This window comes from Streptacidiphilus jiangxiensis (assembly GCF_900109465.1).
Lineage (GTDB): Bacteria > Actinomycetota > Actinomycetes > Streptomycetales > Streptomycetaceae > Streptacidiphilus > Streptacidiphilus jiangxiensis.
On record NZ_FOAZ01000002.1, the window covers coordinates 174,787 to 190,593 of the forward strand.

General features: G+C 71.4%; 12 protein-coding genes. 7 read left to right on the forward strand and 5 right to left on the reverse strand.

Annotation, left to right across the window (positions count from 1 at the left end; genetic code table 11):
• The first annotated feature begins 24 nt into the window (after positions 1-24).
• The 3 genes from BMY61_RS04220 (at position 25) to BMY61_RS04230 (ending at position 5,311) form a co-directional block, all read left to right on the forward strand.
• A complete protein-coding gene (locus BMY61_RS04220) occupies positions 25-1,083 on the forward strand; it encodes a hypothetical protein (protein WP_042448551.1) in 1,059 nt (352 codons plus the stop codon).
• Positions 1,084-1,288: 205 nt separating this feature from the next.
• Positions 1,289-2,152 (forward strand): YihY/virulence factor BrkB family protein, encoded by an 864-nt coding sequence (locus BMY61_RS04225; protein WP_236656045.1) that lies wholly within the window; start codon positions 1,289-1,291, stop codon positions 2,150-2,152.
• A 177-nt stretch (positions 2,153-2,329) separates the two neighbouring features.
• On the forward strand, positions 2,330-5,311 hold the full coding sequence (locus tag BMY61_RS04230; RefSeq protein ID WP_042448554.1) for a glycoside hydrolase family 48 protein: 2,982 nt from the start codon (positions 2,330-2,332) through the stop codon (positions 5,309-5,311).
• A 59-nt stretch (positions 5,312-5,370) separates the two neighbouring features.
• Here the strand turns inward: BMY61_RS04230 and BMY61_RS04235 are convergent, their stop codons facing one another.
• Positions 5,371-6,843 (reverse strand): MFS transporter, encoded by a 1,473-nt coding sequence (locus BMY61_RS04235; protein ID WP_236656046.1) that lies wholly within the window; start codon positions 6,841-6,843, stop codon positions 5,371-5,373.
• Between the two features lie 75 nt (positions 6,844-6,918).
• Between BMY61_RS04235 and BMY61_RS04240 the strand changes: the two genes are divergently transcribed.
• From BMY61_RS04240 to BMY61_RS04250, 3 genes are all read left to right on the forward strand, one after another.
• On the forward strand, positions 6,919-7,560 hold the full coding sequence (locus BMY61_RS04240; RefSeq protein WP_042448560.1) for a TetR/AcrR family transcriptional regulator: 642 nt from the start codon (positions 6,919-6,921) through the stop codon (positions 7,558-7,560).
• Positions 7,561-8,241: 681 nt separating this feature from the next.
• Positions 8,242-8,541 (forward strand): hypothetical protein, encoded by a 300-nt coding sequence (locus BMY61_RS04245; RefSeq protein WP_052438753.1) that lies wholly within the window; start codon positions 8,242-8,244, stop codon positions 8,539-8,541.
• 88 nt (positions 8,542-8,629) lie between these two features.
• Positions 8,630-8,932, forward strand: coding sequence for a hypothetical protein (locus tag BMY61_RS04250; protein WP_042448563.1), 303 nt, complete (start codon positions 8,630-8,632; stop codon positions 8,930-8,932).
• A 10-nt stretch (positions 8,933-8,942) separates the two neighbouring features.
• Here BMY61_RS04250 and BMY61_RS04255 read toward each other — a convergent pair whose 3' ends face one another.
• The 3 genes from BMY61_RS04255 to BMY61_RS48290 all read right to left on the reverse strand — a co-directional run bounded on the left by BMY61_RS04255 (position 8,943) and on the right by BMY61_RS48290 (position 13,031).
• Positions 8,943-9,938, reverse strand: a complete 996-nt coding sequence (locus tag BMY61_RS04255; protein ID WP_042448566.1) for a LacI family DNA-binding transcriptional regulator — start codon at positions 9,936-9,938, stop codon at positions 8,943-8,945.
• Positions 9,939-10,124: 186 nt separating this feature from the next.
• Positions 10,125-10,865 (reverse strand): SDR family oxidoreductase, encoded by a 741-nt coding sequence (locus tag BMY61_RS04260; protein WP_052438754.1) that lies wholly within the window; start codon positions 10,863-10,865, stop codon positions 10,125-10,127.
• 138 nt (positions 10,866-11,003) lie between these two features.
• Positions 11,004-13,031, reverse strand: coding sequence for a glycoside hydrolase family 6 protein (locus BMY61_RS48290; RefSeq protein WP_042448568.1), 2,028 nt, complete (start codon positions 13,029-13,031; stop codon positions 11,004-11,006).
• Positions 13,032-13,305: 274 nt separating this feature from the next.
• Here BMY61_RS48290 and BMY61_RS04270 point away from each other — a divergent pair, with 274 nt between their 5' ends.
• Positions 13,306-14,838, forward strand: a complete 1,533-nt coding sequence (locus BMY61_RS04270) for a cellulase family glycosylhydrolase (protein WP_042448572.1) — start codon at positions 13,306-13,308, stop codon at positions 14,836-14,838.
• 36 nt (positions 14,839-14,874) lie between these two features.
• Here BMY61_RS04270 and BMY61_RS04275 read toward each other — a convergent pair whose 3' ends face one another.
• Positions 14,875-15,798, reverse strand: a complete 924-nt coding sequence (locus BMY61_RS04275) for a Dyp-type peroxidase (protein ID WP_042448575.1) — start codon at positions 15,796-15,798, stop codon at positions 14,875-14,877.
• Positions 15,799-15,807: the final 9 nt, after the last annotated feature.

Genomic DNA, 15,807 nt, shown 5'->3' on the forward strand with positions numbered 1-15,807 from the left:
GCGGACGTGCGAAGGGAATGGGTCGTGAACGGGGGGTTCGGCGTCGCGGCGACGTCGCTGTGGGGTCGGGTGGCACGCGTGCGGCGCCGGCGGTGGCGGATCGCGCAGCTGCTGGTCGCGCTGCCGTGCGTGCCGCTGCTGGCCTACGACGCGAACAGCCACCGACCGGTCGCCACCGACGCGGACAAGTTCTGGCACGACGCCTCGCTGCCGTTCCTGGTGCTGGCCGTCACGCTGCCGCTGTGGCGCGCGCCGGAGGAGGGCCTGCCGGACGCGTTGCGGCTGCGTGAGCTGCACCGGCGGATCTGCCGCCGCGCCGCGGTCGTGCTGCTGCTCGCGGCGAGCGTCACGGTGAGCTTCGACCACTGGTACACCTGGCACGGCAACCCGGCTGCGGCGAACGCGGCCGGGACGGTGGGCCTGGACCTGCTGGCGCTCGCACCCGTCGTCTGGCTGGTGCTGGAGCCGCTCCTGTGGACGCTGTGGCCCGCGCCCGTCCGCAGGGGCGTGCGCGTCGCGCAGACCGCCGAGGCGCTCTACCGGCCCAGGCGGCGCCGGTCGAAGTCGCGCAGTGTGATCGTGCCCGAGCCCGTGCCGGGCGGCATCACCGACTTCGACGCCGACCAGGGCGCATCGGGCCGGCCACGCCCCCACCTGCACGAGCCCGCCAGAGCCAGGTCGGCGGACCGACGTACCGCCCCCGCGCGCGGGCGGCAGCGCCACCAGGAGGCCTACCTGCACTGGGACGGTGCGGCGTTGACCGTCTGCGACGGACGCGGCCGGGTCCGCACGGTCCCGCTCGCGGACACGGCCCACCCCGGCGGCGTCGCCGAGCTCGTCTGGCTCTCCCCCCGGAACCAGCTGCTCTTCCTCGACCGCGACGGCTACCGCCTCGGCCGGACGCTGGGCGGGCTGAAGACCGAGCCCGGCACCGTGAGCCGGGTCTCCGTGGCGGCAGGACTCGCCTTCAACGCCTACCAGCTGAGCACCTGGAACGAGACGCGGGCGGAGCAGTCCGCGCTGCTGTTCCCGCGTCGGCCGCTGCTTTCCCGCCTGCGGCGACGCGCGGCGTCCTCGGCGTAGCCCTGGGGGCGGGCGCTGCCGCGTGGCCGATACGTCCGGGCTGGCGTTGAATCGAGACGTCACCCCGGTCACCCGGTCACCCCCGTCACCGTTGTCACCCTCGCAACGAAAGCCGGCGCCCCTGAACCGCCCACCGTCGTTCGACCGCGAGCGCGTCGTCAGATCCCTGACGTTCTGGCTGCGCCCGGCGTTCGCGCTGCGCGTGGTGGGACGGTTCCAGCGGCTCGTCGGGTTCGACCGGTCGATGGCGCTGGCGTCCACGGCGCTGACCGCCCTGATCGCCCTCGCGATCCTGTGCGGTCCGCTCTTCAACGTGCTCGGGCACGGCGACGCGGCGAGCAGGATCATCGCCCGCTACTCCCTGACCGGCGGCGGCGCCGAAGCGGTGCAGTTGATTTTCAGCGCGGGCGAGCAGACCGGCACCACCCTCCTGAGCGCGGTGTTCCTGCTCATCGCCATTCTCAGCTTCACCCGCACCGAGCAGCGCTTCTTCGAGCAGACCTGGGAACTGAAACCGCTGAGCGTCCGCAACACCCCCAACGCCCTCCTCTCCATCGCGGCACTGGCCGGCTATCTGGCCCTGGCGGGCTGGCTGCGCACCGCGGTCGACAGCCGGCTCGGGCTCGCGTCCGCCGCCCTGACCGCACCGCTCAGCGCCGGGTTCCTGCTCCTGACCGGCCGACTGCTGAGCGCCCGTCGCATCGCCTGGACGGACCTGCTGCCGTTCGCGCTGGCGGCGGGCCTGCTGGAGTCCGGGTACTCGGTCGCCGCGGCGGCCTACCTGCCGCGCTACTTCAGCGTCTCCGCGTCACGCTACGGGCCGATCGGCGCCGTCTTCGCGATGATCTCCACGCTGTTCGTGATCATGCTGCTGATGGTCGCCGGCGGCGCGCTCGGGCGGGAGGTCAGCGTCGAGCTGGCCCGGATCCGCCGCGGCGAACGCCCACCGGACGGCGAGGTCCGCCGTGAGTGGGACAGGCTCCTCGCCGACCTGCAGCAGCGCTGGGAGACTGCCCGCCGCCGGATCCGTGACAACCACCGCGACGAGCCTCCGCCACCCGTGCCCTGACGGGGCGGGTGTGGAATGTACACGCCCACCGGCCGGTACCTCCGCGCATCCGCGCAGGTCCGCGCCGCACCGCCGGGCGCCGCGCCGGCACGGCCCCGACGCGCCCTGACCGTGCTCGCACAGCCACCGCACAATTCCCGCGTCAACGCTCCCCCACCCGAGTCCGGGAGGTCGCGCATGAGACGCGGTCATCTGCGCGCCAGGCTGCTGGCGCTGCTCTCCTCGGCGGGCGCGCTCGCGCTCGTCGCCACCGGCGGCGGGGCACTCGCCATGCCCACCGAGGCCGCCGCCGCCACGGTGTCGTGCAGTGTCACCTACGCCGACACCAACGACTGGGGCTCCGGTTTCACCGCCGGCGTCACCATCCAGGACACCGGCACCGCCGCGATCGGCAACTGGGTGCTGACCTACGTCTACGCCGGCAACCAGACGCTCTCCAGCGGCTGGAACGGCACCTGGTCGCAGTCGGGCAAGAACGTCACCGTCACCGCGCCCAGCTACGCCGCGTCCATCGCGGCGGGCGCGAGCTACACCACGAACGCCAACTTCAACTACTCCGGCGCCAACACCGCACCGACGGCGTTCGCCGTCAACGGCACGGTCTGCGGCGGCGCGGACCAGCCGCCGACGGTGAGCGTCACCTCGCCGACGCCAGGTCAGGTCTTCCAGCCGGGCGCCACCGTGCCGCTGGCCGCGACGGCGGCGGACCCGGACGGGACGGTCAGCAAGGTCGACTACTACGCCAGCTCCGGCACCGGCGCCCAGACCCTGATCGGGACGGCCACGGCCGCTCCGTGGACCGCTGGTTGGGCGAACGTCGCGGCGGGCACGTACTCGATCACGGCGGTCGCGACGGACAACGCCGGCCTGACCACGACCTCCGGCCCGGTCGCGATCAACGTGACCGGCCCGAGCATCCTGGTCAACCCGAACACGCTCACGGTGCAGCAGGGCTCGACCGGCAGCTTCGGCGTGACCCTCTCCTCCGCACCGAGCGCCAACGTGACGGTCGCGCTCGCCCGGTCCGGCAGCGACACGGACCTCAGCGCCTCCCCGACGACGCTGACGTTCACGCCGTCGAACTGGAACACCGCCCAGAACGTCACCGTCACCGCCGGGACCTCCGCGTCCCAGGTCGGCGGCACGGCGACGTTCACGGCGACCGCGACGGGCTACGGCTCGGCCTCGGTCACCGCGACGGAGTCGGCCAAGGTCTCCGGATACGACCAGTACTTCCTGGACCTGTACTCGAAGATCAAGAACCCGAACAACGGCTACTTCAGCCCGCTCGGCATCCCCTACCACTCGGTGGAGACGCTGATCGTGGAGGCGCCGGACTACGGCCACGAGACGACCTCGGAGACCTACAGCTACTGGCTGTGGCTGGAGGCCGACTACGGCCGGGTCACCGGCGACTGGTCGGGCTTCAACAACGCCTGGACCAACCTCGAGACGTACATGATCCCGAGCCACGCCCAGCAGCCGGGCCAGTCCACCTACAACCCGGCCAAACCCGCCACCTACGGCCCCGAGCTGCCGCAGCCGGACCAGTACCCCGTCAAGCTCAACTCCGCCGTCCCGGTGGGCACCGACCCGCTGGCCGCCGAGCTCACGTCCACCTACGGCACCTCGGACATGTACTCCCCGGCCTGGATCATGGACACCGACAACAAGTACGGCTTCGGGACCTGCGAGGACGGCACCAGCAAGCCGAGCCTGATCAACTCCTACCAGCGCGGCCCGGAGGAGTCGGTCTGGGAGACGATCCCGCAGCCCGACTGCGACGTCTTCAAGTACGGCAACAGCAGCTCGGGCTTCCTCAGTCTCTTCAACGACGGTGGCGGCTCCTACGCCAAGCAGTACAAGTACACCGACGCCCCGGACGCCGACGCGCGCCTGGTGCAGGCGGCGTACTGGGCCGACACCTACGCCAAGGCGCAGGGCAAGTCCACGGTCATCAGCGGCACCCTGGCCAAGGCGTCCAAGCTCGGCGACTACCTGCGCTACGCGCTCTACGACAAGTACTTCAAGCAGGCGGGCAACTGCAACGGCTCGACGACCTGCCCGGCCGGCACGTCCAAGGCCAACGAGCAACTGGGCCTGCTGACGTGGTACTTCGCCTGGGGCGGCGCGGCGGACGGCTCCTGGTCCTGGCGCATCTCCGGCTCCACGGCGCACCAGGGCTACCAGAACCCGCTGGCCGCCTGGGCGTTGGCCAACGACCCGAACCTCACGCCCAAGTCCCCCACCGCCGCGGCGGACTGGTCCTCCAGCCTGACCAAGCAGCTGCAGTTCTTCCGGTGGCTGCAGTCCAGCGAGGGCGCGATCGCGGGCGGCGCGACCAACAGCTGGGGCGGCAACTACGGCGACGTCTCCGCGCCGCCGACCGGTGACCCGACCTTCTACGGCCTTTACTACGACTGGGAGCCGGAGTACCACGACCCGGCGAGCAACTCGTGGTTCGGCTTCCAGACCTGGGCGATGGAGCGGGTGGCCGAGTACTACTACGCCACCGGCGACGCCAACGCCAAGGTCGTGCTGGACAAGTGGGTCAAGTGGGCGATGTCCGTCTCCACCGCCGACCCCGCGACCGGCACACTGACCACCCCGGGCACACTCTCCTGGACCGGCGCTCCGGACACCTGGAACGCGACCAGCCCGGGTGCGAACGCCTCCCTCCATGTCACCGCGAGCGGCAGCGCCACGGACCTGGGCGTGGCCGGCTCCCTGGCCAAGACCCTCACCTACTACGCGGCCAAGTCCGGGGACACCACCTCCCGCGACTTCGCGCAGCACATCCTGGACATCGTCCACAGCAAGTACTCCGACGCGCTCGGCTACTCCGCGCCGGAGACCCGCACCGACTACAGCCGCTTCACCCAGGCCTACGACCCCACCACCCACCAGGGCCTCTACGTCCCGCCGGGCTGGACCGGCACCTACCCCGACGGCACGGTGCTGAGCTCGACGAACACCAACACCTTCCTGTCCATCCGGCAGTGGTACAAGAACGACCCGCAGTGGTCGAAGGTGCAGACCTACCTGAACGGCGGCGCCGCACCGGTCTTCAACTACCACCGGTTCTGGGCCGAGGCGGACATCGCCACCGCCTTCGACTCCTTCGCCCAGCTCTTCCCGACCATCACTCCAGGAGGCTGACCCTTCCGCGCGGGGGTGGGACCGTGGCGTCGTCGCACCGTCCCACACCCCGCGCGGTCCTACTCGGCGGGCGTGGTGGCGGGGGCCGGGACCGGCACGGCGGCCCGCTCGGGAACGGGGCCCTCCGCAGCCGTCCGGGCCGGACGGGCGACGCTGCGGATGACCAGCGCGGCAGCGAGCGTGAGCACGAGGGAGAGGCCGAGGACCCACTCCATCGCGGTGGCGTAGACGAGGGTGCCGTGGCCGGCCCCCACGAGAGCGAAGAAGACGGAACCGAGGCCGGTGACCCCCGCGGCCGAGGCGAACTGCTGAGCGGTCGTCAGCACGCCCGACCCGGTCCCGGCGCTGCCGGGGGCGATCCTGCCCAGCACGGTGCCGAACAGGATCGGGATCGCCAGTCCGTTACCGAAGCCGACCAGCATCATCGGGCCGACGACACGCAGGGCGGAGGCGTGCCCGCCGGACAGCTGCAGGACGAGCAGGAGCAGGCCGTAGCCGGCCACCGCGATCGAGAGGCCGATCGTGATCAGCCGGGGTCCGATCCTCGCCGCCACACGCTGCGCGCGCATCGAGGCGACGGAGAAGGCCAACCCCAGCGGCATGAAGGTCAGCCCGGCCTGGAGCGGGGTGAGGCCGATTCCGCCCTGCATCAGCAGGCTCAGCGCGAACGTGAAGCCGAAGTACCCGGAGTAGAGCGCGACGGTGACGATCAGTCCGCGGGAGAACGCGGCATCGGAGAAGAGCGCGAGGTCGAGCACGGGCTGCCGGCCGCGGCGGCCGAGCGAACGCTCCCAGAGCAGGGTCAGCGCCATCACGGGGACGGAGGCGCCCAGGCTGACCCAGGTCCACAGCGGCCAGCCTTCGGTGCGGCCCAGGGCCAGCGGCGCGAGCGCGAGCGCCAGGCTGCCGGAGAGCCCGACCACACCGACCGGGTCGAGGCCCGCCCGACGGGCGGGCGTGAGCCGCGGCAGCAGCCTGGCGGCCGCGACGGCGGCCAGCAGTCCGATCGGCACGTTGGCCAGGAAGATGACCCGCCAGCCGAGACCGGCAAGGTCGAACTGGAGCAGCATCCCGCCGAAGACCTGCCCGGCGACCGAGCCCACGCCGATGGTCACACCGAACCAGGCGAGCGCCCGCGGCCGCTCCCCGGTGGGGAACACCGCCGTGATGGTCGCCAGGATCTGCGGCACCATGGCGGCGCCGGTCAGCCCCTGTACCAGGCGGGCGGCGACGAGCTCGACGGGCGACTGCGCGAGCCCGCACAGCAGGGACGCGACCGTGAAGGCCAACGTCCCGGCGAGGAACATCCGCCGGGTGCCGAAGAGGTCACCCAGGCGTCCGCCGGTGACCAAGCCACTGGCGTAGGTGAAGCCGTAGCCGGCCACGACGAGCTCCAGGGCCGCCTGCCCGACGTGCAGTTCGCGCTGCAGGGTGGGTCCTGCGACGTTGACGACGTACAGGTCGAACTGGGCCATGAAGAGCGCGGCGAGCAGGGTGGGGAGCATGCGCCAGCGCTGTGGATACGGGGTCACGAGAGATCTCCAACCACGACAGGTAAACGAAAGCCGAGTTGCATTAGAGTGAGCCTGACGCACAAGGAGGTGCTAATGCAAGCAGAGTTTCATTTGCACTCGGAGTCGGCGACCCCCGAGGGCGCTCCGGGCACGCACCGCCCGGGAGGACGCACCGCCCGCAACAGGGAGGCCGTCCTGGACGCCGCGCTGGCGACGCTCGCCGAGGTCGGCTACGCCGACACCTGCGTGCAGGACATCGCCACCCGGGCCGGCGTCGCACCCTCGACGATCTACCGACGCTGGGGCAACCGCGACGGCATCATCCTCGACCTCGCCCTGACGCTCGTCGCCGAGCCGGTCGCCGCGCTCCCCGACACCGGCGACCTCGAAACCGATCTGGCGGCGCTGGCCCACGCCATCGTCGAGGTGATGCAGAGCCCGCGCATCGGCCTGGTCCAGAGCATCCTGTTCGCCGCCGCGGTACAGACACCGACGGCCCGACAGACACTCAACACGATCATCACCCGCCGGGTCGAGGACACCAAGGGCATCGCGGAACGCGCGGTCGCGCGCGGCGAACTCCCCGCGGACACCGACCCGGCCCGGGTCATCAACACGCTCGCCGCGCCCATCTACCACCGCTGGTTCATCACCGGCGAGACCCCCGACACCGACGACCTGACCCGCTTCGCAAAGGTGGCAACCCTCGCCGCCCGCCACGGCCTGCTCAGCTGACTCCGTCGACCGGCCCGACGCGCGACACCCCGCGCGTGGACGCGCGCAACCGGACGGCGCAGCACGGACTCCGTGAGCGGGAGATGCGAGGCTGCATCCGGCAACCCGGTCCAATCACCCCCTAGGAGGGCGCGTGGCGGCGGACTTCTACCACGCCGAGAACGAAATCGGCGATCACGTCGACGATCCGTCAGAAGCAGACGTCCGCAGGCTGGTCAGCAGCCTCGACGACGAGGGGAACGCGTTCGTCGTCGTCCAGGGCGGCAAGGAGGAGTCGTCCTGGTACGCCTCGGTCGCACGGGACGACTCGGATGGCTACGAGGTCGTCCTACGTGATCCACTCGACCGGACACACCGCGTGCGACGGGAGACCGACGTCGAGGTGATCGCCTCCGACGTCGTCCTGTGGATCGCCCGGCGTGACTTTCGGGGGGAGCCGGTACCCCACCACGTGCCGCGGCCGGACATCTCAGCGCTCGCCCGGCTGCCGGACTCGACCCGGCCTCGGCTGAGCCGCTGCTGCCGTGGGAGGCGGCCCAGGACATCGCGGGGGTTCGTCTGCCGTCCGACTACCGGGCCTTCGTCGACCTGTTCGGCCCCGGTGAGCTGCGGGGAGAGTTCGCCGTCGTCCGGCCGCGCCCGCTGCCCGGCCGGACACTCGGCGTCGGCGCCCTGTCGCGCATGCTCAACAACCTCGCCTGCGAGGCGGCCGCCTGGCCCGTGCCCGGCCCGTACCCCTTCCGTCCCGCGCCCGGCGGCCTGCTGTACTGGGCCGGCAACTACAGCGGAGACCAATGCTTCTGGCTCACCGAAGGAGACGACCCGGACCACTGGCGCCGTTACGACCTGGGCGTGGCCCGCTTCCTGCTGTTGGCCCTGTCGGGCGAGGACCCCACCCTGAACCTCCTCGGCCTGGCGGACTCGACAGCGCCGCTCTGGGTCCCCGAGCCGGACACCGATCCCACCGACGCTCAGCGTTGAACGCGCTTGCGCATGTCGACGAAGCCGACGGGGACGATGGTGTCCGAAGTCGGTTGCCCGGGTTCTGCGGGTCCGCAACGATCTCCCCATGGATGCGGATGAAGGTCGGATGCTGGTCCGAGTCGTGCAGACCTGTCACAGCTGCCCGTCGCAGTGGGACGCCTGGACGGCGGGCGGGCAGTACCTGTATCTGCGGTACCGGCACGGTGAGGGCAGTGTCGAGTGGCACCGCAGCAAGGACGCTGCGGACGACACGGAGGAGTCCTGGGAGGCGGGCCTCTCCGGGCTCCTCGTCGAATGGGACGACGGTACCAAGGGCGGTGACATCAGCCTTGAGGCGTTCCTCGCGGCGGCCGGCCTGGTCCTGGCGCCGGAGGCCGTCGTCAGCTGAGCCGGTACCGTCATGCTGACTGGCGGACCACCAACTGGGTGCCCATCACCACCCGGCCCGGGACCGGGCCGCCGCCGACGAGTTCGGTGACCGCGCGGGCGCCCATGTCCTCGACGGGTTGACGGACCGTCGTGAGGCGGGGTGAGGTGCGACGGGCCAGGGCGTCGTCGCCGAAGCCGATGAGGGCGATGTCGTCGGGGACGTGGACGCCCAGGCGCGTGAGCGCGCGGAGCGCGCCCGCGGCCATGGGGTCGGAGGCGGCGAAGACGGCGTCGACGCCGGGGCAGCGGTCGAGGAGGCGCATCATCGCGTGGTCGCCCGAGGCGACGGTGAAGTCGCCGTGGGCGACGATCTCGCGGGCGGTGCCGGTGAGGCGGACCGCGCGGCGGTAGCCGGTGAGGCGGTCGACGCCGACGGACATGTCCGCCGGGCCGGCGATCGTGGCGATGCGGCGGCGCCCGCGGGACTGGAGGTAGCGGACGGCCTCCGCCGCGCCGCCGACGTTGTCGGCGTCGACGAAGGGGACCTCCGCGCCGCCCGGCGGGCGGCCCATGGAGACCACGGGCACGTCCGCCGCGCGCAGCAGCCGCGGCAGCGCGTCGTCGCCGCGCAGGCCCACCAGGATCACGCCGTCGACGTGGCCGCCCCGCAGGAAGCGCAGGAGAGAGGGGCGGGAGGTGTGCCGCAGCGCGGTCAGCACCAGCAGCTCGCGCTCGTGCGGCGCCAACGCGCGCTCCACCGCGACCAGCAGACGGCTGTAGAAGAGGTCGGACTGGTAGTGCAGCATGTCCTCGCAGACCACCACCGCGACCGCGCCGGTGTCGCGGGAGCCCGCGCGCGGAGCGCGGTGCCGGACGTAACCGAGGTCGGCGACGGCCTGCTCGACGGCCGTGCGCGCCTCCCGGCTGACCCGGGTGGACCGGCTGAGTGCGCGGGACGCGGTGGCGGTGGACACGCCGGCGCGGGTGGCGACCTCGGCGAGCGTCGGCTTGGCGGTCGCGGTCACGGCCTGTCTCCTCTGCTTGGAGGGTGGAAAGCGGTTGGGAGCGCTCCCAATATGGAGCCAGGAACCCAAAAGGCCGTCAAGAGTTCGTGCTTTGTTTGATTCTTGAAGGAACGGTCGGCGCACGGCCCACACGACGGAAGGGCGCCGCCCCGGCCGGAGCGGCGCCCTTCACCACGCGGCCGGAGCCTAGAACATGGCGCCGTTGGCGCGGACGGTCTGCCCGCTGACCCAGGACGCCTCGGCGCTGAGGAGGAAGTCCACGACGGGCGCGACGTCCTCCGGGTGGCCGAGGCGGCCACGCGGGCTGTGCTGGGTGGCCGCCGCCGTCGACTCGGGCGTCTCGGCCGCGTGGTAGAACGAGTCGTCGATCGGACCGGGGGCGACCGCGTTGACGGTGATGCCGCGTGCGCCCAGCTCCTTGGCCGCGGCCAGGACCATCCGCTCGACGGCCGCCTTGGAGGCGGAGTAGACGCCGTAGGGCCCGGTCATCACCGCGGTCAGCGTAGTGGACAGCACCACGTAGCGGCCGTTGTCGGAGAGGTGGCGGGCCGAGGCGCGCAGCGTGTTGAAGGCACTGCGGGTGTTCAGGTTGATCAGGTGGTCGAAGTCGTCGTCGGTGAAGTCGACAATCGGCTTCTTGATGACCGCCCCGGGCAGGTGGACGACGACGTCCAGCCGGCCGTGGCGTGCGACGACGTCGGCGAACAGGGCGTCGACGTCGACGGAGCGGGTGGCGTCGGAGCGCACCGCCTCGACGTCGAGACCGCGCTCGCGCCAGGCCGCCACCGCCTCCTTCGCGGCCTGCTCGTCACCTGCGTAGGTCACCACCACCGTCGCGCCGCGCTGCGCGACGCGTTCGGCGATCGCCGCGCCCATGTTGCGCGTGCCACCGATGACGAGCGCGGTCCTGCCGGTCAGATCTGTCACGAGTCGTCCCCCCAGAAGCTCGAATGTCCTCGTCCGAGAGTAGATTCGATCATGTGAGATGACGTCAAGTCGCCACACCTGGCGCGGGGATGACGTTTCCGGGGGCCCGCCACCGTGGCGGCGGGCCCCCGGAGCCGGTCAGGAGGCCGTGCAGGTGAGCGTCGGTACGGCGTTGCTGCCGCTGTAGGTCGCACCGAAGCCGAAGCTGGTGTTGCCTCCGGCCGCGATCGCGCCGTTGTAGGACATGTTGGTGGCCGTCACACCCGCGCCGCTCTGGGTGTCCGTGGCGTTCCACATGTTGGAGACCGTTTGGTTGCCGCCGAAGGTCCAGGTGACCTTCCACCCGGTGGTGGCGGCGGTCCCGGTGTTGGTGACGGTGACGTTGGCGTTGAAGCCGCTGCCCCAGTCGCTGCTGATCGTGTAGGCGGCGGTGCAGCCGCTGCTTCCGCCGCCCGTTCCGCCGCCCGTTCCGCCGCCGGTGCCGCCGCCGCTGGAGGCGGCCGTGGTGGCGGTGACGGCGGCGGAGGCCGCCGAGACGTTGCCCGCCGCGTCCTGGGCGGTGACGGTGTAGCTGTAGCCGGTCGAGGCGGTCAGGCCGGTGTCGGTGTACGTGGTGCCGCTGGTCACCGTGGCGACCTTGGTGCCACCCCGGTAGACGTTGTAGGCGGTGACGCCGACGTTGTCGGTGGAGGCGGTCCAGGACAGCGAGACGCTGCTGGAGGTGGTGCCGGTGACGGTGAGGCCGGTCGGCACGCTCGGCGGGGTGGTGTCGCCGCCGCTGGAGGCGCCGAGGGTCGGGTAGGCGTTGCCGACCAGCTGCTGGAACTGCGCGGCGAACCACTGCCCGGCGGGGACGTCGTAGCCGGGGATGGCGTCGGTCGGATAGGTGCCGCCGTTGCCGTCCGTCTGGGTGCCGTTGGGGTCGCAGTGCGGGTCACCGTGGGTGTGCGTGGCGGTCGGGTAGTCGCCGTCCGACTCACCCGGCGGCTTGACCCAGATGAACGCGATGATCGGGTCGCTGCTGCCGTAGGGCTGGGCCTGCGGCCGCGCGCCGATGCCCGCGCCGTTGACGTTGCACCAGTCACCGCGGAACGGCCGCTGGTCGACCTTGTTGGCGGCCACGTAGGCGTCGACCGTGGTCGGCGTGGAGTTGAGCGCGGTGGGTCGGGCCGATCCGCCCCAGCCGTTGCGCGAGGTGTCGACGATCATGCCGACGCTGCTGGGGAAGCCCTGGGCGACCAGCGCGGCGTGCATGTCCTCGTCGTAGTGGTGCTCGTCGAACTCGGGGTTGTACTGGTAGAACTTGGCCGAGTCGAGCGGGTTGCCGCCCACCTGGAGCGTGGAGTTGGGCAGGAAGGGCTCGTCCAGCGGGGTGGTGTTGGCGGTGTCGCTGACGAACCCGTCGACACTGGCGAAGCCGGCCGTCGTGGCCTTGGCGACCTTGGCGAACTCCTGCGCGGCCGGGCTCATGTTGCTCGACCAGCCGAGCCAGCCCGAGTGGCCGATGTCCAGGTAGTCGTAGACGTTCGGGATGGCGTGCAGCTTGTTCAGCGTGTACTCGACGCCGGTCTCGTAGTAGGGCGTGGCCGTCTGGCAGGCGGCCTTGCTCTGGTTGGTGACGGCGTTCGGCAACGAGTCCGGCTCGATGATCGCGGCGATGCGGATGTTGGCATACTTGCTGTTGCCGAGGATCGCGGTGATCGGGTCGATGTACTGCGACTCGTACTCGGTGAGCCCGGCGGCGGTGGCCGGGATCTCGCCGTTGGAGGCGAGCGCGGCGCAGTCGCGGCCCGGCAGGTCGTAGATGACGACCTCGAAGAGATTGTCCCCGGCGGCCACGGCGTCGTCCAGTTGGGCCTGGAGGCCGAGGTGGGTGCTGTCGCCGGCGATGGCGCCGATGTGGTCCATCCAGATCGCGGTCTGGTAGCCGGCGACCTTGCCCTCGGCCGCGCCCAGGGTCCCGCCGTCGGCGGTGGACTGGGTGGTGACCTCCTTGACGTAGTCCGGGTTGAGGTACGGGGTGGCCCCGACGAAGGGGTTGGCCACATGGGTGACGGCGGCATGGGCGGCCGGCGCGGTCGCGAGCGGGACGACGAGCCAGGCCATGCCGAGCGTCGCGGCCACGGCCGCGATCCGGCGGCGTCTGCGCAGGGGTGGATGCGCCACGGTGGATGCCTTTCTCTGCTGGGAGCGGTTCCATCTGGGGGAGTTGGTGTGTGCACGCCTACGGCGGGCAGGCGAGGAAGTGAGCAGGGACAGCACTTGGGAGCGCTCCCAATCGTTGGCAGCGACTGACACCCCGTCAAGAGTCTTGTCGGTGTTCAGGAAACTTCCATGCCGAGTGGCGCACGGGGCTGTCACCGCGGCCTCCACTCCGCTACGGTGACGGCCGGGCAGCGCAGGGAGCACACCGAACCCGTCGTCAAGGAGTGTGCCTGCCATGCGTCCCCGTGCCCGATTCGCGGCCGTCGCCGCCGCGCTCGGCGGCTTCACCGCCGCCGTCGTCCCGCTCACCGCGACCGCCGCCGCACCACCGGCGGCCTGCACCGTGAGCTACGCCGTCAGCAACGACTGGGGCAGCGGCTTCACCGCCGCGATCACCATCACGGACACCGGCAGCGCGCCGCTGTCCTCGTGGACCCTCGGCTACGGCTACTCCGGCAACCAGACGCTCCAGTCCGGCTGGAACGGCACCTGGAGCCAGTCCGGCAACGCCGTGACCGTCACCGCCCCCAGCTGGGCCGCGACGATCGCCGCCGGCGCCTCGTACACGACGGACGCCAACTTCGGCTACTCGGGCACCAACACCGCACCGACGGCGTTCACCGTCAACGGCCTGGCGTGTGGGAGTGGCGGCGCCGTCGGTTCGCCGTCACCGAGTGCCAGCCCCAGCTCGAGCCCTGGCAGCAGTTCCAGCAGCAGCCCGAGCCCGAGCCCCACCTCGACCGGAACACCCGGCGGCCCCGCACCGGCGCTGCACGTCTCCGGCAACCACCTCGTCGACGCGAGCGGACGGGTCGTCACCCTGCACGGGGTCGACCGCTCCGGGCCGGAGTTCGCCTGTGTCCAGGGCACCGGCATCTTCGACGGGCCCGTCGACCAGACCTCCGTCAGCGCGATGACCTCCTGGAAGATCAACGCCGTGCGGGTGCCGCTCAACGAGGACTGCTGGCTCGGCACCAACGGCGTCGCCGCCGCCTACGCGGGCGCCAACTACATCGCCGCCATCAAGGCCTACGTGGCGCTGCTGGAGCAGAACGGCCTGGACGTCGTCCTCGACCTGCACTGGACGGACGGCGTCTACACCGGCAACTCCTCCGGCTGCTCCGGCGCCACCGCCGTGTGCCAGAAGCCGATGCCGGACGCCGCCGGGGCGGTGCCGTTCTGGACCTCGGTGGCGCAGACCTTCAAGGGCGACGACGCGGTGGTCTTCGACCTGTTCAACGAGCCCTACCCGGAGCGCGCGACGGGCAGCGAGAGCAGCGGCTGGAACTGCTGGCTGAACGGCGGCTCCTGCCCCGGCATCGGCTACTCCGTGGCCGGGATGCAGGCGATGGACAACGCGGTGCGCAGCACCGGCGCCACCAACGTGGTGATGGCGGGCGGTCTCGCCTACGCCAACGACCTCACCCAGTGGCTGACCTACGAGCCCTACGACCCGACCGGGAACATCGTCGCCTCGTGGCACTCGTACAACTTCAACACCTGCAGCAACAGCTCCTGCTGGAGCTCGCAGATCGCGCCGGTGGCGGCCAAGGTGCCGCTGGTCACCGGCGAGTTGGGTGAGAACGACTGCGCGCACGGCTACCTGGACTCGCTGCTGCCCTACCTGGACAGCATCGGCGTCTCCTACCTCGCCTGGACCTGGAACACCTGGCCCTGCGGCAGCGGCCCGGCGTTGATCAGCTCCTACGACGGCACCCCGACCGGTTTCGGCGCCGGCTACAAGGCGCACCTGGCGTCGCTCGGCTGAGCGGCGAGGAACCGACGCCGACAGCAGGTCTGCAGGTCAACGGGAACCGTTCAGGAAGTCGGCGCTCGGGACGAAGAAGAGGCCGCCGCTGACGGCCGTGGAGAAGTCGAGGATGCGGTCGGTGGTGCCGGGCGGGTCGCCCAGGAACATGTTCCGCAGCATCCGTTCGGTGATCGCCGGCGTTCGGGCGTAGCCGATGAAGAGGGTGCCGTAGGAGCGGCTGCCGACCGCACCGAAGGGCATGTTCTGGCGCAGGATCTGCAGCTGACGCCCGTCCTCGTCCGCGAGCGAGTTGAGCGCGACGTGCGCGTCGGCGGGCTTGTCCTTGTCGGGGAACTCGACGTTGGCGAGCTTGGTCCGGCCGATCGCCCGCTCCTGTTCCCCGGTGGGCAGCTCCTCCCAGGCGGCCAGGTCGTGCAGGTACTTCTGCACGACGACGTAGCTGCCGCCGCGGAACGCCGGATCCTCGTCATCGATGTGAACGGCCGTCATGGCCGCGGCGCCCTGCGGGTTCTCGCTGCCGTCGACGAAGCCGAGCAGGTCGCGCTCGTCGAAGTAGGTGAATCCGTGCACCTCCTCGACGACCGTGACCGCCTCGCCCAGCCGGTCGGTGATCAGGCGGGCGGTCTCGAAGCAGAGGTCCGCCCGCTTCGCGCGGATGTGGAGGAGCAGGTCGCCGGGCGTCGCCGGGGCGCGGTGGACGCGGCCGTCCAGCGCCTGGAACGGGTGCAGTTCACGCGGGCGCGGGCCGTCGAAGAGACGGTCCCAGGCGTCGGAGCCGATCCCGGCGACGCAGGCGAGCCCGCCGTCCGGGACGCGGAACCCGACCGAGCGCACCACTCCCGCCAGGTCCGCCAGCAGGTCGCGGACGGCCTGCTCGCCGCCGACATCGACGGTCGCGACGAGGAGGACGGCAGCACGCGCGCCGGTCGGTGCGACGATGCTCTGCGGGGTGGCCATGGCGCTCCT

What these genes read in the sequence shown, in the direction of transcription:
- BMY61_RS04275 (WP_042448575.1), bottom strand. Translation starts at nt 15,798, where the DNA reads ATGGCCACCCCGCAGAGCATCGTCGCACCGACCGGCGCGCGTGCTGCC.
- BMY61_RS04270 (WP_042448572.1), top strand. Translation starts at nt 13,306, where the DNA reads ATGCGTCCCCGTGCCCGATTCGCGGCCGTCGCCGCCGCGCTCGGCGGC.
- BMY61_RS04230 (WP_042448554.1), top strand. Translation starts at nt 2,330, where the DNA reads ATGAGACGCGGTCATCTGCGCGCCAGGCTGCTGGCGCTGCTCTCCTCG.
- BMY61_RS04240 (WP_042448560.1), top strand. Translation starts at nt 6,919, where the DNA reads ATGCAAGCAGAGTTTCATTTGCACTCGGAGTCGGCGACCCCCGAGGGC.
- BMY61_RS04250 (WP_042448563.1), top strand. Translation starts at nt 8,630, where the DNA reads ATGGATGCGGATGAAGGTCGGATGCTGGTCCGAGTCGTGCAGACCTGT.
- BMY61_RS04245 (WP_052438753.1), top strand. Translation starts at nt 8,242, where the DNA reads ATGCTCAACAACCTCGCCTGCGAGGCGGCCGCCTGGCCCGTGCCCGGC.